Here is a 19884-nt window from a genome sequence, read left to right as displayed (position 1 = left end):
CGGATATGACTGAACAGACCGGAGTGGCGAAGGTCGGCGCGGCGGCGTCTGCGGAAACAGCCGTATCGCGCAGGGCGAACATCAGGCAGGTGCTCTTCCAGGCCGGCCCGCTGATCGCGCTGGTGCTCTTGATGGCGTTCCTGTCGCTCGCCACCTCCAATTTCCTGACGGTCGACAACCTGTCGAACGTAGCGCGCCAGACCGCCTTCGTAGCCATCCTCGCGGTCGGACAGACCTTCGTCATCCTGACCGGCGGCATCGATCTCTCCGTCGCCGCGGTGGCGGCGCTGTCGGCGTCGATCGCCGCGGTGCTGCTGACCGCGCCGCTAGTGCTGTTCGGTGTCGACATCGGCTTCCTGCCGCCGGTCCTTGCGATCGTTGTCGGGCTCGGCATCGGCTTTGTCGCCGGCGCCTTCAACGGCTGGGTCATCGCCACCTTCAAGATCCCGGACTTCATAGCCACGCTCGGTACCATGACCATCTTTCGCGGCATGGCGCTGCTGGTCACCGACGGCCTGCCGGTGCCCTCCTTCGATTCTGGTCGCCAGCTTCCCGAGACGCTGATCTGGGTCGGCGGCGGCAAGCTGTTCGGCCTGCCAGTCAGCGCGCTGCTGGCGCTGCTCTGCGGCGCGGTGGCCTGGTACATCCTGCGCTACACGGCGCTCGGCCGCAGCATTTATGCCGTCGGCGGCAACCGCGAGGCGGCGCGCGCCTCCGGTATCAGCATCGCCCGCACCAAGATCCTTACCTATGCGATCTCCGGCCTGCTTGCGGCGATCGGCGGCATCATCCTGGTCGGACGGCTGAACTCGGCCAACGCGCTGATGGCCGAAGGCGAGGAATTGCGCTCCATCGCCTCCGTCGTCATCGGCGGCACCAACCTGTTCGGCGGCGAGGGCGGCGTCATCGGGTCGATCGTCGGCGCGGCCATCATCGGCGTGCTCGGCAACGGCCTCAACCTGCTCGACGTCAGCCCGTTCTGGCAGCGCATCGCCCAGGGCGTGGTCATCGTGGTGGTGGTGATCTTCGACCAGTGGCGCCGCCGCAGCCTGACGCGGAGCTGAACTGGCGGGTTCCGCCGCTGGACGGGAGTTGCGGACGGCCCTGCCATACGGAGCGTATTCGAGGTCGCCGTCGCTCGGCAGCCGACTCGCAGCGCCGGGGGGTATGCCGGTCACGGATGAGTGGCGGCGCAGCAATCCTGAACAGGACCAGCAACACTGCTCAGCCAGCATTTCGTGCCTTCAAGCGAGTGCTGGGTTGCATTTGCATTGGACCGCCTTCGTAAAAGTTGTGCCGGATAGTCTTCCATCTGATCCAAATGAATTCTTGATCGGGCGTTCGGCAGCGCGGAAGCACGCCGACAATGATTCTGATGGTTCCGCGCCGCTTTCGTGTTCCGCCGACCGAATCGCCCCGAAAAGGGCAACGGAACAGGCTCCAGCATCGCCGGCGCCCTCCGCGACGCCCGCAAGATTAATGAAAGGTTTCCGTGGGGGTGCAAATCGTGTCCTTTGTGCCACAGCGCCGGGAGATCGCGCCGCAGCGGGGGCGCTTCCGGCAAGATCACGATTGAACGGGGGAAGGTGATGGGTAATCTTGCATCGGAAGGGGCGAGCGATCGTGTCTTATTTGACTAGGGGACGGGGCGGAAACGCTTCTTTCGGCGAAGAAGACCCAGACCTACGATTAAACTTTTTGACTGGAGGTCAGAAAATGAACATCAAGAGCCTGCTTCTCGGCTCGGCTGCGGCCCTCGTCGCAGTCTCCGGCGCCAAGGCGGCCGATGCCGTCGTCGTCGCCGAGCCGGAGCCGATGGAATATGTGCGCGTCTGCGACGTGTACGGCACCGGCTTCTTCTACATGCCCGGCACCGAGACCTGCCTGAAGGTCAGCGGCTATGTCCGCGTCGACATTCGCGGCGGCGACTTCTTCGCGAAGGCCAGCAACGATTCCTTCGTCGACGAAGACAACGATATCCACATCAAGGATACCTACAACAACCGCGCCCGCTTCCAGCTGCGCGTCGATGCTCGCTCGGAGACCGAACTCGGCACGCTGCGTTCCTACGCCGCCATCAACTTCAACTACCAGGCCAATGACGGCGCCACCTTCGTGGAGAATGCCGACGGCCGGTTCGTCCGGGACGGCATCTATGACAACGATGATGGCCTCGGCATCGAGCACGCCTACATCGAGCTGGGCGGCTTCCGCATCGGTAAGACGGACTCCTACTTCTCGACCTTCACCGACTATTCGTCGGGCGTGCTGAACGACGGTATCGTTCCCTACGGCCCGTTCGCGACGCTGCAGATTGCCTACACCTACACCGGCGCGAACGGTTTCTCGGCCGGTATCGCCCTGGAGCAGGGCGACGAAGACGAGGGCTTCGACGGCGCTGGCATCACCGAGGACTACGCTCCTTATGTGGTCGGCGGCGTGTCGCTGACCCAGGGCTGGGGCAAGATCGGCGTCGTCGCCGGTTGGGATACCTGGCAGGAACAGGTCGCGGTCAAGGGTCGCCTTGACGTCAACATCACCGAGACCGCTTCGGTCTTCGTGATGGGCGCCTGGGACTCCGGCGGCGACAGGGAAGAAAGCCCGACCGACAACGGCAGCAACTGGTACGCTCCGTGGCAGGGCGACTGGGCTATCTGGGGCGGCACGGCGATCAAGTTCAACGAGAAGGCAACCTTCAACGCCGAAGTCGGCTACGACGACTGGGAGAACTTCTCGGTTGCCGCGAACATCGCTTACGAGCTGGTTCCTGGCTTCACCATCACCCCGGAAGTCGTTTATGCCGATAATTTCGACCTGGACGACTCCGACGCTTGGGGCGTGAACGTTCGCTTCCAGCGCAACTTCTGATCCGCCGGCAACGGTTGGATATCGAAACCCGGCGGGCAACCGCCGGGTTTTTTGTTGGGCCGGACAGCGGGCTTTTCCGCATCGGGGTTCGGAAGCCGGCCACGGGTGACGGCACCATCGGGCTCCAGGCGGTATTGCTGTCGGGGTAGCGCTTTCCTTGTAGGCGCCCTTCTTCAGGCAACGATGTCGTGGGTGGCTTGTCCGGACGCGAAAGTGGTGCGGGAAAGGATTTTGCCCGTCGCTTCACCCGCTTGGCTTGCGACAGCACGCGATAACCGGCGACAACGCGATTGGCCCGCGCCAATTTGAGAGCGAACGGCACACCACCCGGGCGTACCGGGTTACGCTCCCAGCATCAGCACCGTACAGGAATCGCCTTGGTCCGCCGCCGGGGCGAACGGCGCCCGCACGATCAGCCCGCCCGAGTCGGCGAGGATGCGCAACATCGACGAATCCTGCACCGAGAACGGTGTCGCCGTGAGCACGCCGTCCTTCATCGCGATCCGTGCGCGCACATAGTCCTGTCGCAAGTCGTTGGCGGCCATCGGCGCGCCAAGCACGGCAGGCCGCAGGTTCGGCTCATGCTGCCGGCCGCCGAGAGCCGCAACCAGCGGTTTCAGGAAGAGCTGCGAGCAGACCAGGCTCGCCACCGGATTGCCGGGCATGCCGAGGAAACGCATGTCGTCGCGCCGGCCGAACATCAGCGGCTTTCCCGGTCGCATGGCAATCTTCCAGAAGTCGAGCGTCACGCCCTGGCTGCCGAGCACCTCGTGCACCAGGTCGTGGTCACCGACGGAGGCGCCGCCCAGCGTGACGACCACGTCGGTGCCGGCCTTCGTCGCATCCGCCAGCCGCTCGGCGATGGCGGCGCGATCGTCGCCGACGATGCCAAGGTCGAGCACGCGCGCGCCGGCGGCCGAAGCGATCGCGGCGACGCCATAGGCGTTGGAGGCGATGATCTGGTCCGGCCCCGGCTCGCTGCCCGGGAGTAGCAATTCGTCTCCGGTGGCGATGATCGCGACCAGCGGACGGGTGACGATGTCGAGCGTCGCGTGATTGGCGGCGGCGGCAAGCGACAGCGCCGCCGGGTCGAGCACGCGGCCGGCCTCGAGCAGCACGTCGCCGGCCGAGAAATCGAGGCCGCGCCGCCTGATGTGGCGGCCGGTCGCGACCGTTTCGAGAACCTTGATGCCGCCGTCGTCGAGCCGGCGGGCATTCTCCTGGATGACGACGGTGTCGGCACCTGCCGGCAGCGGCGCTCCAGTCAGAATGCGCACGGCCTGTCCGGCGCCGACTTCTCCGGAAAAGCCGCGCCCGGCGGCGGCGGTGCCGATCACCGCCAGCCGCACCGGAACCGAGGCGACGTCGGCGGCGCGCACCGCATAGCCGTCCATGGCGGAAGCGTCGAAGGGCGGCTGCGTGCGCAATGCCTCGAGCGGCGCCGCCAGCACCCGTCCGGCCGCGTCGGAGAGCGCGACCCGTTCCGCCGGCCGCGCCACGGCGCCGTCGAGCAGAAGCCGCAAAGCCTCGTCGACCGGCAGCAGCGCCATCAGCCTGCCGCCCTGTAGTCGCCGGAGGCGCCGCCGGTCTTCTCGACCAACCGGATGCCGGTGATAACCATCTCCCGATCCACCGCCTTGGCCATGTCGTATATCGTCAGGCACGCGACCGACGCCGCCGTCAGCGCTTCCATCTCGACACCGGTCTTGCCGGTGACGCGGGCGAGCGCGGAGACGCGCAGTCCGGGCAGAGCCGGATCCTCGACGATATCGACGACGACCTTGGTCAGCAGCAGCGGATGGCAGAGCGGGATCAACTCGTGCGTGCGCTTTGCCGCCATGATGCCGGCGATGCGCGCCGTGCCGATCACATCGCCCTTCTTGGCGTTGCCGGCCATGATCATAGTCAGCGTTTCCGGCCGCATGGTCACGCTGCCTTCGGCGCGCGCCGTGCGCACGGTCTCGTCCTTGCCGCCGACATCGACCATGTCGGCCTGTCCGTCGCGGCCGAGATGGGTGAGGTTGGTCTTGTGCCCGGCCATCTCAGCCGAGTCCCACCGCCGCGGCCGCCTCGCCGTAGAGCAGCGCGCGGGTCGCCTGCGCCACGTCCGGGCGCCGCATCAGGCTTTCGCCGACGAGAAACGTCTCGACGCCGGCGCGCGCCAGCCTGCGGCAGTCGTCATGCGAGAAGATGCCGCTCTCGCCGACCAGCAGCCTGTCGCTGGGCACCAGATTGGCAAGCCGCTCGGAGACGGCGAGGTCGACGGCAAAACTGCGCAGGTCCCGGTTGTTGATGCCGATCAGCGGCGAGGCCATCCTGAGCGCCCGCTCGATCTCCGCCTCGTCATGGATCTCGATCAGCACATCCATGCCGAGTTCCAGCGCCGCGTCCTCGATCGCCTTGGCGGTGTCGTCGTCGACCGCCGCCAGCACGATCAGCACGGCGTCGGCGCCCCATGCGCGCGCCTCGTAGACCTGATAGGGGTCGTACATGAAGTCCTTGCGCAAGGCGGGCAGGGCGGTCGCCGCCCGCGCCCGGGTAAGATACTCCGGCGCGCCCTGGAAGGACGGGCCGTCGGTCAGCACCGACAGGCACGCGGCCCCCCCTGCCTCATAGGCGCGGGCCAGCGCGGGCGGGTCGAAATCGGGCCGGATCAGGCCGCGCGACGGGCTCGCCTTCTTGATCTCGGCAATCAGCGCATAGCTGCCGCCACGGCGTTTTGCCCTCAGCGCGGCGGCGAAGCCGCGCACCGGGTCGGCATCGCGCGCGGCGGCTGTCACCTCGGCGATCGGCCGGAGGCGCTTCGCCTCGGCGATCTCGACACGCTTGTACTCTTCGATCCTGCGCAGAATGTCGGCCACGGCACTTATCCGTTTGAAACCACGACCAGCCGGTCGAGTACGCTTGCCGCACGCCCCTGATCTATCGAGGCGATGGCGAGCTTGACGCCTTCGCCGAGATCGACCGCCTTGCCGGCGACCACAAGGCCGGCGCCGGCATTCATCAGCACCGTGTCGCGATAGGCGCCGGGCCTGCCCTCCAGCGTCGCCCGCAGGGCGGCCGCATTGAAGGCGGCGTCGCCGCCGCGCAGATCCTCGCGACTGTGGCGCGCAAGGCCAAATTGTTCGGGTTGAAGGGTGAAGCTGCGCACCTTGCCATTGGCAAGCTCCGCCACGCTGGTCTCCCCCGTCGTGGTGATCTCGTCGAGCCCGTCGCCATGCGCGACCCAGGCACGCTCGGCGCCGAGCGTCCTCAGCGTCTCGGCCACCGGGCCGATCCAGTCCGGCGAGAACACGCCGATCATCTGGCGGCGCACGCCGGCTGGGTTGGACAGCGGGCCGAGCAGGTTGAAGATGGTGCGCGTGCCGAGCTCGGCCCTGACCGGGCCGACATGGCGCATCGCCGGATGGTGCGACGGCGCGAACATGAAGCCGACGCCCGCCTCGTTGATGCAGGCCGAGATCGCCTCCGGCGGCAGGTCGATCTTGATGCCAAGCGCGATCAGCACGTCCGCGGCGCCTGTCTGCGAGGAGAGGCCGCGATTGCCGTGCTTGGCGACCGGCACGCCGGCTCCGGCGATGACGAAGGCGGAGGCGGTGGAAATGTTGACGCTGTGCGAATTGTCGCCGCCGGTGCCGACGATGTCGATCGCGTCTTCCGGCGCCTCGACCGTCAGCATCTTCTCGCGCATCGTGGCGACGGCGCCGGAGATTTCCGGCACCTGCTCGCCGCGCACCCTGAGCGCCATCAGGAAGGCGCCGATCTGCCCCGGCGTCGCCTCGCCCGACATGATGATGTCGAAGGCGTCCTTCGCTTCCTCGAAGGAAAGCACCGCGCCGGACGCTACCTTGGCGATGTGGGGCTTCAGCGTGCTCATCGTCAGAACGCCAGGGCCCGTGCCATCGCAGCCTGGTCGACGCGCACCGGATACTCGCCCTCCAGCCGCGCAACTAGCTGGTCGAGCATGTCGTTGACGAGACCCGTGGAATGGTTCCGGCGCTCCGCCTCGAGAACGGCATCGGGACTGGAGGCGGCCGGCTCGAACACTTCCGTCACCTGGAAGAGGATACGGGCATCGCCGGTCGGCGCGGCGAAGGCGCCGGATCCGCCCTGCGCCACGTCGAATGCCGCTTCGACGCCGGCGCTGCCGAAGTCGGCGTCGTCGGCTCCGCGCTTCAACCCGCGCTTGGTCTGCTTCTCCAGCGCGAGCTCGCCGGCGATGGTGTCGAACGGGGTTCCGTCCTTGAGCCGCTTCTCCAGTTCCGCCACCTTGTCGGAAAGCCGCTTGTCGGTCTCTGCGGCCGTCCAGTCGGCAATGACCTTGTCCTTCACTTCGTCCAGCGCGCGGTCGCGTGCCGGGGTGATCCCCTGCACCTCGTAGAACACATAACCGTCCGAGCCGATGTTGATCGCCTGGTTCTCGACGCCGACTTCGGTGTCGAAGGCGCCGCGCAGCAGCTCGCTCGACGCCGGCAGATCTGCCAGGACCATGCCGTCCGGACGCCGGCCCGTCTGGTCCACGGCGTCGATGGTGACGACGGCGAGCTTCAGCTTGGACGCGGCTTCCGCCAGCGTCTCGCCGCCGGCGCGTGCATCCTCGTAGGAATCGTGCACGTCGAGCAGCACGCGGTGCGCCTCGCCGAGCGCGAGATCCTTGCGGATCTCCGGCGCGACGTCTTCATAGGACCTGACCGTCTCCGGGTTGATCGCCGTGACGCGCACGAGCACGGCGCCGAAGCTGCCGTCGACGACGGGGCTGACCTCGTTGGCACCGAGAGTAAAGGCGGCCTCCGCCACCGCGCGGTCAGGCACCCGATCCTTGGCGAGCGTGCCGAGGTGAACGTCAGCGAGCGTCTTGCCCTGAGCCTCGACGACTTTGTCGAACGGCGTGCCGCCCTGCAGGGCGGCGGCGGCCTCGTCGGCCGCGGCCCGCGACGGGAAGACCAACTGCTCGATCGTGCGCGTCTCGGCCGTGGTGTAGCGGGTCTTGTTCTTCTCGTAGTCGGCGCGCACCTGCTCGTCCGAGATTGCGCTTTCGTCGGCTATGTCCTCCGGTTCCAGCTTGACATAGGCGATCTTGCGGTATTCCGGCGCGGCATACTGCTGCTTGCGCTCGTCGAACCAGGCCGACAGCGCCGCGTCGTCGGGGGCCGGGACCGGTCCGACCGTCGACCTCGGCAACGACAGGTAGTCGACGGTGCGGTCCTCGCCGCTGTAGAGCGCGAGGGCGCGCAGGAAGGCGTCGGGCGCTTTCATGCCTTCGGCGACAGCGTCGATGATCTGCTCGCGCACGGCTTCCTGGGCGCGGTTGGTGAGATAGTCCTCCGGACGCATGCCGACCTCGCGCAGCACGTAGTCGAACTGCTGGCGGCTGAACCTGCCGTCCGGGCCCTGGAAGGCGGGATCCTCGGCGGTGAGGGCGGCGATCCGATCCTTGGACAGGCCGAGCCCGAGCTTGCGCGCCTGCTCGCTGAGCAGCGCCCCGGAAACGAGCTGCGACAGCACCAGATTGTCGACGCCGAGCGCCGTCGCCTGCTCGCGCGTCAGCCGCTGGCCGAAGCGCTGCGACAGCAGGCCGAGCTGCCGGTCATAGGCGAGGCGGTACTCGTTCGGGGAAACCGACGTGGCGCCGGCCGTCACCACCGAGTTGCCGCCGATGCCGTTGCCGATCTGGCCCGAGATGCCCCACACCGCGAAGCTCAACACCAGAAGGAGAAGCAGCAGCTTGGCGATCCAGGTACCGGCCGCGGTTCGCAGTGTTTCGAGCATGAAGAGGTCCGTTGCAATCCGTGAATGAAGGGCAATAACGCCCCCGGCGGCAAGTGTCGATTGCTTTGTGGCTTGTTTTTGGTAGGGAAGGCCGGGTTCGAGAGGAGACGGGGATGACGCCAGGAATTCGACCGCTTGTCGCAGGCAACTGGAAGATGAACGGAACGGCGGCCTCGCTCGCCGAGTTGCGCTCGATCGGCCACGGTTTTCTGGGCAGCCTGGAGGCGGAAGCCGAGGCGCTGGTCTGCGTGCCCGCCACCCTGCTGACGCGCGCCGTCGCCGCGCTCGATGGCATGCCGGTAAGGGCGGGAGGGCAGGATTGCCACCCGCTGGAAAGCGGTGCCCATACCGGGGACATTTCCGCCGAGATGCTCAAGGACGCCGGTGCCGGCCATGTCATCGTCGGCCACTCGGAACGCCGCGCCGACCATGGCGAGAGCGACGCGGCCGTCCATGCCAAGGCGGAAGCCGCGTGGCGCGCCGGGCTCATCGCCGTCATCTGCATCGGCGAGACGAGGGCCGAGCGCGAATCAGGGACGACGATGGCGGTGCTGTCGCGCCAGATCGCCGGTTCGGTGCCCGCCGCCGCGACACATGCCAACACGATCATAGCCTACGAGCCTGTCTGGGCGATTGGCACGGGCCTGACGCCGACCCCGGAGGACGTGGCTGAGGCGCATGCCCATATCCGCGCCGAGCTGGCCGCCCGGATCGGCGAGGAGGCCAGGCGCACGCGCATCCTCTATGGCGGGTCGGTCAAGCCATCGAACGCCAAGGAGCTGCTGTCGGTCGCCAATGTCGACGGCGCGCTGGTCGGCGGCGCCAGCCTTAAGGCCAAGGATTTTCTCGGTATCGCCGAGGCGTATCTGACGTTCTAGGTTGCGACGCAAGCCGTCGAAGGTCATCCCCGATTGGCGCCTGTCCGTGCCGGCAGGAGCGTCTGCGTCCGGAAGTGACGGGCACAGTGCACGACGCCGCTTGAAAACGGACCGCCGTCATCCGGCGCTGTCGAGCGACACTGTCGTGTACCGGAAGTGACGGTTTCCGACGCGGTAACCCGCTGACTTTGCGGACGTTCTGCTCGCCGCGGCGATATTTCGTGCCTTTCCGCGGCAATGATCATGCGCCAGACCGGGCGACTCAGCTATCCTGCCGGGCAATCGGCCTGCAGGAACCGGAGCCGGTGATCCCGCAGCCGAAGCGTCAGCCCCACAGACGGAACCATTCGATTCAAAGAGACGATCTCCAAATCCCTTCGCCGGAACGGCCCGTTAACCATTGGTTAACCATGGTGCCTTTAGGGAACGTAACAACGGAAAATTAACCGAGATGACCAGACCCCTAACAGACACGCGTCCGATCCGCCTCAAGGGCCGATCCTTCCTGGCGCTCATGCTCGCGCCGGAGCTGCCGCTGGACGGCTGGCTGGCCCGGCTCGACGATCTGGCGGCGCGGTCCGCGGGATTTTTTCTGGGGCGGCCGGTCGTCCTCGACATCGACGGCCTCGACGTCAGCCGCCAGCAACTGGCAGAGCTGATCCGCTCGCTCGGCGAGCGCAACGTCTGGATCATGGGCGTGGAAGGAGCTCGCCCCTCGCAGCTCGGCCCGGGCATGCCGCCGGCCATGAAGGGCGGCAGGCCGGCTCCCGACTTCGAGGCGCCGGAAGCCGCGGCCGAACCGCGCGCGGCGGACCGGGCCGGGCCCGCGGAGCCTGCGTCGTCCGCCGAAATCCAGGCGATTCGGCCGATGCAGTCGATCATCATCCGCGAGCCGGTGCGCTCCGGGCAGTCGGTCATCTTTCCCGAGGGCGACGTCACCATCGTCGGCTCGGTCGCCTCGGGCGCCGAGATCGTCGCCGGCGGCTCGATCCATGTCTACGGGACATTGCGGGGCCGGGCTTTGGCCGGTTCGGTCGGCAACGCGTCGGCGCGCATCTTCTGCCGGAAGCTGGAAGCCGAGCTGCTGGCCATCGACGGCCTCTACAAGACCGCCGAGGACATGGACCGCAAGCTGCGCGGCCAGGCTGTCCAGTTCTGGCTGGAAGGCGATGCGATCATGGCGGAACCCCTAAACTGAACCGGCAAAAGACCGGGCGACAGGAGAGCGAGATGGCGAAAGTAATCGTGGTTACATCGGGCAAGGGCGGCGTCGGCAAGACGACATCGACCGCCGCCCTCGGCGCGGCGCTGGCGCAGCGCAACGAGAAGACCGTCGTCGTCGATTTCGACGTCGGCCTGCGCAATCTCGACCTCGTCATGGGGGCGGAGCGCCGGGTCGTCTACGACCTGGTCAACGTCATCCAGGGCGACGCGAAACTGCCGCAGGCGCTGATCCGCGACAAGAGGCTGGAGACGCTGCACCTGCTGCCGGCCTCGCAGACGCGCGACAAGGACAATCTGACCGCCGAGGGCGTCGAGCGGGTGATCGGCGAGTTGAAGCAGTCCTTCGACTGGATCATCTGCGACAGCCCCGCCGGCATCGAGCGCGGCGCCACGCTGGCCATGCGCCATGCCGACGTCGCCGTGGTGGTCACCAATCCGGAAGTCTCGTCGGTGCGCGATTCCGACCGCATCATCGGGCTGCTCGATTCCAAGACCGCTCGGGCCGAGCGCGGCGACCGGGTGGAAAAACATCTGCTGCTCACCCGCTACGACGCCGCCCGCGCCGAGCGCGGCGACATGCTGAAGGTCGAGGACGTGCTGGAGATCCTGTCGATCCCGCTGCTCGGCATCATCCCCGAAAGCATGGACGTGCTGCGCGCCTCCAACGTCGGCACGCCGGTGACGCTGGCCGACAGCCGCAGCGCGCCGGCGCTCGCATATCTCGACGCGGCGCGCCGTCTCGCCGGCGAGACGCTGCCGGTCACCATCCCCGGCGAGAAGCGCGGCCTGTTCAGCAAGATCTTTGGACGGAGGGCGGCATGAGCCTATTCAACTTCTTCGCCAAGAAGACCTCGGCGCCAACCGCCCGCGAGCGGCTGCAGGTGCTGCTCGCCCATGAGCGCGCGACCGTCGGCCATTCCGACCTGGTGGCGCAACTGCGCGAGGAGATTCTGGCCGTTATCGCCAAGCATGTGCAGATCGACCGCGACAAGGTGGTCGTCAAGATGGACCGCGGCGACAAGGTGTCGACGCTCGAGGTCGACATCGAGATCCCGCTGAACGCGGGCGTGCGGGCCGCCTGACGGCGCCCGATCCCGGGCGCAAAGGAAACCTACAAGACCGAGAAGGAGACGAGACATGACCCGTGGCGCACTTCTGACGCGGCTCCAGGAGCTCCAGCGGATGCCGAAATTCCAGAACCGCGACATCTGCACCATCAGCGCGGTGCTTTCCAAGGAAGCGCTGGCGAAGCATGTCGAGGTGTGCGAGGCGGCCGCCGGAGTTTCCCACGCGGCGCCGCGCGAGACGGCCGCCTGAGGCGAGGCCGGTTGCCGGCGCGCGGTCCTGACGACAGACCGCAGTCGCCGGTCGCCCCTCTCTCCGGCCCTTCGGGCCACCGCTCCCCGTCGATCGCTACCGCATTCACACATCCCGGCCATCGGTTTTGAGCCGGGTTTCGTGCCGCCTCGGCTTTGTAGCTTCGAGTCGGCGACGACGAAGTCAAAGCCGGCGAAGACGTTTCTGCCCACCACAACTCTGCTGCCGACATGTGCATATGCCCTGGCGTCGGAGGCGAGGTAGCGATCGAAGCGAGCCGGAGTGGGGGGCGAGCAACTGCTTGCCAACAGGGACAGGCAAGCCGCCGCCCGTCGCTCATTTCGGCAGGGCGAGCCGCGCGCCGTCGCGCAGCGGGATGCCGGTGCGCTTCTCCCACAGGGTCATGGCGAAGACGATCATCATCGCCGCCTCCTTCGCCGTCTGCTCGGTCATGCCGCCAAAGCAGGTGCCGTCGCCCTCGGCGTCGAGCTTCACGCAGCAGCGGCCGGAGCGCTGGCAGGCTTTTCGGCGGCAGCGCTGCGGCGCGCCGCTGTTGCTCGCCGAAAGCCGCAGCGCGTCGGCGAACATCTCGCGCATGTCGGGGGTCATGTACTGCCAGCGGCCATCGCCGCCAAAATCGTCGTCATCCATGCCGATCATGAAAACCTCCTATCGGGGCGCGCGTTTCATCCTCGCCACGCCCTGCGGTTGCAGTCTGGCCATTGAAAGTGGGAAGCGGGGCGCGAGGCCGAGCCTCTTATTTTTTTATCTGGCGCGACGGACGCGCCCAGCCGGCGTTCTTGCCCGTCCGCTAGCGCCGCGGGTGTCGCGCCTGGGGCCCGGATCTCCAGCTCTCGCCAGCCGCGCACCGTCACGCGGCCGACCCGGCGCCGTCCCCTCCACGATCATCCGGTTCATGACCCGTGTTCCCGCGAGGGCGATGGCGAGCAGTATGGCGGAGTGTTGAGGGGCGGGGATAAAAGGTCGGCGATTTTTGGTGGGCGGGATTGAAATTGCTGGGGTTTTTAGCGGGAAGGGGTGGTGGGCTATCCCCTTTCTGGAGTGCTCTCCTGGCGATGGAGTGCAAGCCACGCAGTGATTTTACGCCATTGGCGACAGCGGAAAATCTGGCGAGCATTCGCGCCGCCAAGAGGTTGTGGCGCAGTTATGACGGACAATGGTTCAGTCACCGGCAGACCCTTGGCCGCAACACGGCTGAGGCTGATCCGAGGCGCCGCAACATGAACGCCCTTCCGATTCCAGCCACCGGTCGCGTGGTTTGCAGCTGGCCGGGCGCGGCGACAGCTCGATGACGATCTCGCCTTCATTCAGTGCAGGGCTTGCCGCACGATGAAGCTGCATAGGCGCGACGCCGTCGCTCACCTCGAAGGTCAGTTTCGCGCCCCTGTCGAGGGCCACGTGGTCTGCGACTTTGCCGATGATCGCCGCGAACTTCTTGGCCGTCATCTGCTCGGGCGCGTCGTCAGCGTCCCAAAGTTGCACGAAGATCTCCGTCCAGGCCTCCGGATTGGCGCCGCAATCAAGGGCAGCGAAGCTGCCGGCCTTGACCTCGGTCACATGATAACCCTTCCGGATCGGACGCCCGCCGTAGCGAAAGGTGAGGCGGTCGGCAGGACGGCGGGACAGCGCATCGAGCAGAGTGCCTATGGTCACCTCATCAGAATCTGAAAGGATCAGTGCTTTGTCGTTGCCAAGCGCGTTCATCTCGTTTAATCCTCATTTCAACACTTCAAGGATTATCGAAATATGGATGAGCGTCAAGCCTTGGCTGCCTTCGGTGCCTTGTCCCAGGAAACCAGACTCCGCGTCCTGCGCATGCTGGTTGTCGCCGGCACCGATGGCCTGGCCGCCGGGGTGATCGCGGAGAAGGCGGACGTGTCGGCTTCCAACGTGTCCTTCCATCTGAAGGAATTGGAGCGGGCGGGACTTGCCAGCGCCCGCCGCGATGCCCGATCGATTATCTACAGCGCCGAATATGACGCTCTGAGCGGCCTGATCCGCTTTCTGATGGAGGACTGCTGTTCCGGCCGTCCCGAGATCTGTTCTCCCGTCGTCGACGCCGCCTCCTGCTGCGTACCAACCAGGGACATCGTGCAATGACCGACCGCGTCTACAACGTCTTGTTTCTCTGCACCGGGAATTCTGCGCGCTCCATCCTGGCGGAGAGCATTCTGAAGAAGGAAGGTGCAGGGCGCTTCAACGCCTATTCCGCCGGAAGCCAGCCGAAAGGTTCAGTGAACCCTTTCGCCCTGAAGGTGCTCGCCGCGCTCGATTATCCTACCGAAGGTTTCCGATCCAAGGCATGGGACGAATTCGCGGTGGCTGGCGCACCCGAAATGGACTTCGTCTTCACCGTCTGCGACGACGCGGCCGGCGAAGCCTGTCCGGTCTGGCCCGGTCAGCCGATGACGGCGCATTGGGGAATCGAGGATCCCTCCAATGTCGAGGGTACCGACATCGAGAAGGAACGCGCCTTCAGCACGGCTGCAAGGTTCATGAAGAACCGGATCATGGCGTTTCTCAACCTGCCGCACGCTTCGATCGATCGCATGGCAATGGAGCACCACCTGAAGGTTATCGGCCGTCAGGACGGGGCGACCGCGAAGCCGACGGACGCAAGCTGAGCCATGTCGACTTTCGAACGATACCTGACCCTTTGGGTCGCGCTTTGCATTGTTGCAGGCGTGACGCTCGGACATCTGTTTCCAGGCTTCTTCCAGTCGATCGGCGCGGCTGAGATTGCCAAGGTCAATATCCCTGTAGCGGCTCTGATCTGGCTGATGGTCATTCCGATGCTGCTCAAGATCGACTTCGCGGCCTTGCGGGACGTCGGCCAGTATTGGCGGGGTATCGGGGTTACGCTCTTTATCAACTGGGCGGTCAAGCCGTTTTCCATGGCTCTGCTCGGCTGGCTTTTCATCGGCTGGCTGTTCCGGCCCTATCTGCCGGCGAACCAGATCGACTCCTATGTTGCGGGATTGATCATCCTGGCCGCCGCCCCTTGCACGGCGATGGTGTTCGTCTGGTCGAATCTGACCAAGGGCGAGCCTCATTTCACCCTGTCTCAGGTGGCCCTCAACGACGCCATCATGGTTCTTGCTTTCGCGCCGATCGTCGGGCTGCTCCTCGGGCTGTCGGCGATCACCGTCCCGTGGGACACTCTCGTCCTCTCGGTCGTCCTCTATATCGCGGTCCCCGTGGCGATCGCCCAATTCCTGCGCCGGCACCTGTTGGCGAAAGGCGGGGAGGCGGCGCTCCAGGCGCTTTTGCGGACGCTGCAGCCGATGTCGCTTGCGGCTCTCCTGGCGACGCTCATCCTGCTGTTCGGCTTTCAGGGCGAGCAGATCATCTCTCATCCTACGATCATAGCGCTGCTGGCGGTACCGATCCTGATCCAGGTCTATTTCAACGCGGGCCTCGCATACCTCCTCAATCGCGCTTCCGGCGAGAAGCACTGCGTGGCCGGTCCCTCGGCATTGATCGGAGCGTCGAACTTCTTTGAACTCGCCGTCGCCGCCGCCATCAGCCTCTTCGGCTTCAGTTCTGGTGCAGCACTTGCTACCGTCGTCGGAGTGCTGGTTGAAGTTCCAGTGATGCTGTCGGTGGTTTGGATCGTCAACAGAAGCAAAGGCTGGTACGAGCGCGGGCAAGCGGTCCGCGCCGAAGGCTGGACAGGCGCCTGAGCGTGAATGTCTGATGAGCACAAAGCGGGCTCCGACCGCGGCAATCGTTGCGCTCGGCATCACACAGATCATCGCATACGGCACGCTCTACTATAGCTTCAGCATCCTGGCGCCGGACATGGCCAGGGATCTTGGCTGGTCAAAGGAGTGGGTCTTCGCAGCACTTTCCGCCGCCTTGTTGGTCGGCGGCCTGATCGCGCCGTGGTTCGGGCGCATGATCGACAGGCATGGCGCGGGCCGCATGATGACCGCCGGATCGATACTGGCGGCCGCCGCGCTCGTTGCCTGCGCTGCCGCACCCAACGCAGCCTTCTTCGTTGCCGCACTGATCGGCGTGGAGGTAGCATCCAACCTCGTTCAGTACGGCGCCGCCTTTGCGCTCCTGGTGCAACTCGGACCGCAGACGGCGCCTCGTTCCATCACCTATCTCACGCTGATCGGCGGGTTCGCCTCGACCGCGTTCTGGCCGATCACCACGGCGTTGCATCATCACCTTAGCTGGCAGGAGATCTACCTGGTCTTTGCCGGCCTCAATCTGATCGTATGCGTTCCGCTGCATGGCTGGCTGTCACGCGGCCTGACGCTGAGCCGTGCGCGCGCCGACGGAGCGCCGGTAACGGCGGCCGGCAGGCTGCCCCCGGAGCACCGGCGCAGGGGCTTTGTCTTGATGGTTGTCGGCTTCGCGTTGCAGTCGCTGGTCGCCGCCGCCATCCTGGTCCACATGGTACCGCTGCTGGCGGGCCTCGGGCTGGGTGCATCGGCGGCAATCGTCGGATCGCTGTTCGGTCCGTCGCAGGTGGCGAGCCGTGTCATCAACATGGTATTCGGCCGCAACCTGTCGCCGGTCGTTCTGGCGGTGATCGCCGCCATCTTGATGCCGGTGGGGGTCATTGTGCTGGCTCTGACGGCGCCGTCGCTGCTTGGCGCGACAATTTTCGCGATCCTGTTCGGTCTCGGCAACGGCCTGTTCAGCATCGTTGTCGGGACCTTGCCGTTGCACCTGTTCGGAAGTGATGGGTACGGCAGGCTGCAGGGCAAAGTCTCTTCGGCCCGGCTGGTGGTTTCGGCGGTCGCGCCCTTCGCATTGGCCCTTGGAATGGCCGAGGCCGGGGTAACCCCGTCGCTGGCAGCAACGGCCGTACTCGGCCTGCTTGCCGTGGTGGCCTTTGTCACTGTCGGGCAGCTGAAGGCGGTTTCCTAGCCCGAAACTGGGCGGAAGCGACCGTCTCGGGCAAAACGCCGCGGGGCGACATGCCGGCGAACACTAGGCCGCAGCGCTTTTTGAAGGAGGGTCGGGGTGAGGGGGCCCGCATCCGCCTGCCCGCACCTTCTCCCCATAATCCTTAGACAAGCTTGGGACGGGGAGAAGGGCGCGCGCCTGCCGCGACGTCGCCGCCCGTCGTTCATTTCGGCCAGGCGAAGCGACCGCCCTCCCGCAGCGGGATGCCGGTGTGCTTCTCCCACAGGTTCATGGCGAAGACGATCATCATCGCCGCCTCCCTGGCCGTCTGCTCGGTCATGCCGCCGGGGCAGACGCCGTCGCCATTCGGGTCGAGTTTCAGGCGGCAGCGCCCGCTCGACTTGCAGGCTTTGCGGCGGCAGCGCCGCGGCGCGCCGGCGACGGTGGCGGAAAGCCGCAGCGCGTCGGCGAACATTTCGCGCATGTCGGGGGTCATGTAGTGCCAGCGGTCGTCGCCGCCGAAATCGTCGTCATCCATGCCGACCATGAAAATCTCCTTTCAGGGGCGCGCGCTTCATCCTCGCCACGCCCTGCGGTTGCAGTCTGGCCATTGAAGGTGGGAAGCGGGGCGCGAGGCCGAGCCTCTTTATTCTTTTACGTGGCGCGACGGACGCGCCCCGCCGGCGTTCTTGCCCGTCCGCTAGCCCGCATTCGCGCGACCTTCGCGGCTGGGGCCCGGGTCTCCAGCTCTCGCCAGCCGCGCACCGTCACGCGGCCGACCCGGCGCCGTCCCCTCCACGATCATCCGGTTCATGACCCGTGTTCCCGTGAGGGTGATGGCAAGCAGTATGGCGGAGGTTTTTGGGGCGGGGATAAAAGGCCGGCGATTTTAGGTAGGTGGGATTGAAATTGCTGGGGTTTTTGGCGGGGAGGGGTGGTGGGCTATCCCCTTTTTTGCGGCGGGCTGCTGGGGTTACTGGCTGCGCCAGAAGCTGTTCTCATTGAGTCGCACCGAGTCTGCCTGGTTCCCCGGCCGGCTCAATTCGCAATAAGCGTACACGGATTACCTAGAGTCCCACCGGCGTTTAAGTTCAATCAAACGTTCATCGTGACGAAGCGTCGCGTCGGCCTCGTCAAGTCGCGCAAGGGTTTTATCGATTCCGTAGGGCCAAGCGCTAACATTATCTGGAAGCACGGCATGGAGAAGTGCCAGCGTTTCGCGAGGATGGTTGTCTACGATGCCGCCGCCCGATCGTCTCAATTCTGGGAGAGACAGCCGGTCGGAATCAACCCGCGTCAACAGGGGGAGTATGATGGCGGAAAGCTCAGCGAAATGTTCAGCATCCGAAAAGGCGATGTCGCACAGGCGCGCCGACACGATTCCAGATTTCGCCGCAAGGTGACGCGGCCAGACATTTTGCAGTAGATCAATGAGCTGCGTCGCCCATTTCTCCCTGTTCTCCGACGCCCAACGCTTGACTTGCCAGAGAATTTGGGTGCGGATGTCGTCATTCGAGTCGATTAGGAGAGAGCGAAGTTCGTCGTCCGTGACCCACTTTGTTCCGGCGTCGTCAGTGAGCGTCCACGCCGACAAGATCAGACCGCTCACGGCGGCGGTGTGGCCTCTCTTTTCCAAACGCTGCGAAGAGGCCATCCGTAGGAGATGCGGCTTGAGGCGAGCGAAGAACTCTTGACCTTGAACATTCCCCCCCAAAGGAAACCTGCCCAAAGCGCCTGCCGATCGTCGTCGGATTCGCCTTCTAAAATTGAAAGCAAGTTTTCCTGGGTCCAAAGAGGATCCACTGCATGAAACCAACTTAGCTGGTGCGAGAAGATCACGATTGCGTGGCGGCGAAGGTCGCCGGGAAGTGCAAGAAGCGACTCAACCATTACGGACCACACTTTCGGCAAGCGTTGACCTGCCAAAAGGTCATTCTTGACAGGATCATCAAACAGAGCTTCTGCGATATCTCCTGTCGGTGAGTTTATCGCTTCCATCGTCCAGTCCGGCTCTTTCTTCCCTCGAACAATGGACGTTGCACTCTCATCGGATTGCAACGCCAACGCCGCTGTTGCCGCCGAGATCAGCCATCGAAACAGCTCGGGGTAGCGAGTTGCAAGGACCTTTGCCGACTTTTGAATCCAGTCGCAGATTGGTCGTAGAATCCCGCTAAGCGCTTCTGGAGTGTAACGGGTAATTCGCTCAGCCAAGTACGCTGTGAACCTATCGGGATCATCCTTCCGCCGATCGGGGTTGAGGAATGCGCGCCATGCCCATTCCGGAAATCGTCCATACTTGGCCTCCAATCGCAGCGCAGCGAACGCTCGAACGGGTTGAGCAGCGGACAATCCCGCGAACGGCGCGTACTCGACAAAGTGCTCACCTCTCTGCCCCGAAAGCTCCAGCGCCGTCGTGAGGATGGCGTCAACTGGTATGCCTTCCAAACCCGAATGCTCTGTTTCCGTGCGTACCAGTCCAGACCTTCCTTCAAGTGACTCGGCAGCGCGTTGCGCGAACTCGGGCTTCCACTTTGGAGCTTCGACACGAAGCTGAGCTATGACGCTATCAAAGTCGAATTTGAACTCGCATCCTTGGTTGCGAAGCCACGTCAGCCGGTTTGCAATCGACCAAGCCCGCCTCTCGAAAAACTGCTCATCCTTCTCTTCATACCAGCGGGGCGGTCCTTCCAACAGGCGTGCCTCCACTACCGCCCGAGAAGGGATGCCGAGCGCCTTCCACCTCGTAGATAGGGCTATCAGCAAGTCGCGGGCGTGATGACTATCCCAAAATGCATCTGCGCTGATTGTGTCCAGCGTTGTGAACCGGCGTGCAAAGTTGACCCCCTAGGCGGGGTTATCGGCGTCCAAAATTGACCCCCCTCATTGGTTCGTTCTGCGACCATCCGTTCGGTTTTTCGAGCGGATGGAGAGGGGATGAAGTCGG

21 protein-coding genes are annotated in these 19884 nt (G+C 65.2%); 11 read left to right on the top strand and 10 right to left on the bottom strand.

Annotated features, from left to right (window positions below):
- Nucleotides 1-5 precede the first annotated feature (5 nt).
- Entirely contained in the window at nt 6-1064 is a 1059-nt protein-coding gene (locus C7I84_RS08870) for an ABC transporter permease (RefSeq protein ID WP_106771817.1), read from the top strand.
- Nucleotides 1065-1716: 652 nt separating this feature from the next.
- A complete protein-coding gene (locus C7I84_RS08865; RefSeq protein ID WP_106771816.1) occupies nt 1717-2868 on the top strand; it encodes a porin in 1152 nt (383 codons plus the stop codon).
- A gap of 341 nt (nt 2869-3209) precedes the next feature.
- Here C7I84_RS08865 and C7I84_RS08860 read toward each other — a convergent pair whose 3' ends face one another.
- The 5 genes from C7I84_RS08860 to C7I84_RS08840 are packed head-to-tail and all read right to left on the bottom strand — an operon-like array spanning nt 3210 to nt 8637.
- Entirely contained in the window at nt 3210-4418 is a 1209-nt protein-coding gene (locus C7I84_RS08860; RefSeq protein ID WP_106771815.1) for a molybdopterin molybdotransferase MoeA, read from the bottom strand.
- The gene (gene moaC, locus C7I84_RS08855) at nt 4418-4909 is read right to left on the bottom strand and encodes a cyclic pyranopterin monophosphate synthase MoaC (protein WP_106771814.1); all 492 of its coding nucleotides are present in this window, start codon (nt 4907-4909) and stop codon (nt 4418-4420) included. Before moaC ends, C7I84_RS08860 begins: the two co-directional genes overlap by 1 nt.
- 1 nt (nt 4910) lies before the next feature.
- Complete coding sequence (gene trpC / locus C7I84_RS08850; RefSeq protein ID WP_106771813.1) at nt 4911-5729, bottom strand: indole-3-glycerol phosphate synthase TrpC; 819 nt, start codon at nt 5727-5729, stop codon at nt 4911-4913.
- 5 nt (nt 5730-5734) lie between these two features.
- Nucleotides 5735-6745: an anthranilate phosphoribosyltransferase gene (trpD, locus tag C7I84_RS08845; RefSeq protein ID WP_106771812.1), complete on the bottom strand. Its 1011-nt coding sequence runs from the start codon at nt 6743-6745 to the stop codon at nt 5735-5737.
- 2 nt (nt 6746-6747) lie between these two features.
- Nucleotides 6748-8637 (bottom strand): peptidylprolyl isomerase, encoded by a 1890-nt coding sequence (locus C7I84_RS08840; protein ID WP_106771811.1) that lies wholly within the window; start codon nt 8635-8637, stop codon nt 6748-6750.
- Nucleotides 8638-8750: 113 nt separating this feature from the next.
- Here C7I84_RS08840 and tpiA point away from each other — a divergent pair, with 113 nt between their 5' ends.
- From tpiA to C7I84_RS08815, 5 genes are all read left to right on the top strand, one after another.
- The gene (gene tpiA, locus C7I84_RS08835; RefSeq protein WP_106771810.1) at nt 8751-9515 is read left to right on the top strand and encodes a triose-phosphate isomerase; all 765 of its coding nucleotides are present in this window, start codon (nt 8751-8753) and stop codon (nt 9513-9515) included.
- A 451-nt stretch (nt 9516-9966) separates the two neighbouring features.
- Nucleotides 9967-10713: a septum site-determining protein MinC gene (minC, locus tag C7I84_RS08830; RefSeq protein WP_106771809.1), complete on the top strand. Its 747-nt coding sequence runs from the start codon at nt 9967-9969 to the stop codon at nt 10711-10713.
- Between the two features lie 32 nt (nt 10714-10745).
- On the top strand, nt 10746-11561 hold the full coding sequence (gene minD, locus C7I84_RS08825; RefSeq protein ID WP_106771808.1) for a septum site-determining protein MinD: 816 nt from the start codon (nt 10746-10748) through the stop codon (nt 11559-11561).
- Nucleotides 11558-11821 (top strand): cell division topological specificity factor MinE, encoded by a 264-nt coding sequence (gene minE / locus C7I84_RS08820; protein ID WP_106771807.1) that lies wholly within the window; start codon nt 11558-11560, stop codon nt 11819-11821. Before minD ends, minE begins: the two co-directional genes overlap by 4 nt.
- A 55-nt stretch (nt 11822-11876) precedes the next feature.
- Nucleotides 11877-12056 carry a hypothetical protein gene (locus tag C7I84_RS08815; RefSeq protein ID WP_106771806.1) on the top strand — a complete coding sequence of 60 codons (180 nt, stop codon included), beginning with the start codon at nt 11877-11879 and terminating at the stop codon, nt 12054-12056.
- Nucleotides 12057-12392: 336 nt separating this feature from the next.
- Here the strand turns inward: C7I84_RS08815 and C7I84_RS30550 are convergent, their stop codons facing one another.
- Together C7I84_RS30550 and C7I84_RS08805 are read right to left on the bottom strand one after the other, a co-directional pair.
- Nucleotides 12393-12716, bottom strand: coding sequence for a hypothetical protein (locus tag C7I84_RS30550; protein ID WP_106771805.1), 324 nt, complete (start codon nt 12714-12716; stop codon nt 12393-12395).
- 522 nt (nt 12717-13238) lie between these two features.
- Nucleotides 13239-13781: a DUF6428 family protein gene (locus tag C7I84_RS08805; RefSeq protein WP_106771804.1), complete on the bottom strand. Its 543-nt coding sequence runs from the start codon at nt 13779-13781 to the stop codon at nt 13239-13241.
- A 42-nt stretch (nt 13782-13823) separates the two neighbouring features.
- Between C7I84_RS08805 and C7I84_RS08800 the strand changes: the two genes are divergently transcribed.
- Genes C7I84_RS08800 through arsK form a run of 4 tightly spaced genes read left to right on the top strand, consistent with a single transcriptional unit; the run spans nt 13824 to nt 16961 of the window.
- Nucleotides 13824-14177 carry an ArsR/SmtB family transcription factor gene (locus tag C7I84_RS08800; protein ID WP_106771803.1) on the top strand — a complete coding sequence of 118 codons (354 nt, stop codon included), beginning with the start codon at nt 13824-13826 and terminating at the stop codon, nt 14175-14177.
- Nucleotides 14174-14701, top strand: a complete 528-nt coding sequence (locus C7I84_RS08795) for an arsenate reductase ArsC (RefSeq protein ID WP_106771802.1) — start codon at nt 14174-14176, stop codon at nt 14699-14701. Before C7I84_RS08800 ends, C7I84_RS08795 begins: the two co-directional genes overlap by 4 nt.
- A gap of 3 nt (nt 14702-14704) precedes the next feature.
- Complete coding sequence (arsB, locus tag C7I84_RS08790) at nt 14705-15760, top strand: ACR3 family arsenite efflux transporter (RefSeq protein ID WP_106771801.1); 1056 nt, start codon at nt 14705-14707, stop codon at nt 15758-15760.
- Between the two features lie 13 nt (nt 15761-15773).
- Nucleotides 15774-16961 carry an arsenite efflux MFS transporter ArsK gene (gene arsK / locus C7I84_RS08785; protein WP_106771800.1) on the top strand — a complete coding sequence of 396 codons (1188 nt, stop codon included), beginning with the start codon at nt 15774-15776 and terminating at the stop codon, nt 16959-16961.
- A gap of 202 nt (nt 16962-17163) precedes the next feature.
- On the opposite strand, the gene C7I84_RS08780 is transcribed toward arsK, so the two are convergent.
- From C7I84_RS08780 to C7I84_RS29655, 3 genes are all read right to left on the bottom strand, one after another.
- Nucleotides 17164-17487, bottom strand: coding sequence for a hypothetical protein (locus C7I84_RS08780; RefSeq protein ID WP_106771799.1), 324 nt, complete (start codon nt 17485-17487; stop codon nt 17164-17166).
- Between the two features lie 516 nt (nt 17488-18003).
- Nucleotides 18004-18549 (bottom strand): hypothetical protein, encoded by a 546-nt coding sequence (locus C7I84_RS08775; protein ID WP_133170076.1) that lies wholly within the window; start codon nt 18547-18549, stop codon nt 18004-18006.
- Nucleotides 18546-19631, bottom strand: coding sequence for a hypothetical protein (locus C7I84_RS29655; RefSeq protein WP_133170075.1), 1086 nt, complete (start codon nt 19629-19631; stop codon nt 18546-18548). The genes C7I84_RS08775 and C7I84_RS29655 overlap by 4 nt, the downstream gene beginning before the upstream one ends.
- Between the last annotated feature and the right edge of the window lie 253 nt (nt 19632-19884).

The organism is Kumtagia ephedrae, from assembly GCF_003012745.1.
In the GTDB taxonomy this organism is placed as follows: Bacteria; Pseudomonadota; Alphaproteobacteria; order Rhizobiales; family Rhizobiaceae; genus Kumtagia; species Kumtagia ephedrae.
The sequence above is the reverse complement of the archived record's forward strand: the minus strand, read 5'-3'. Positions and strand labels throughout refer to the sequence as shown.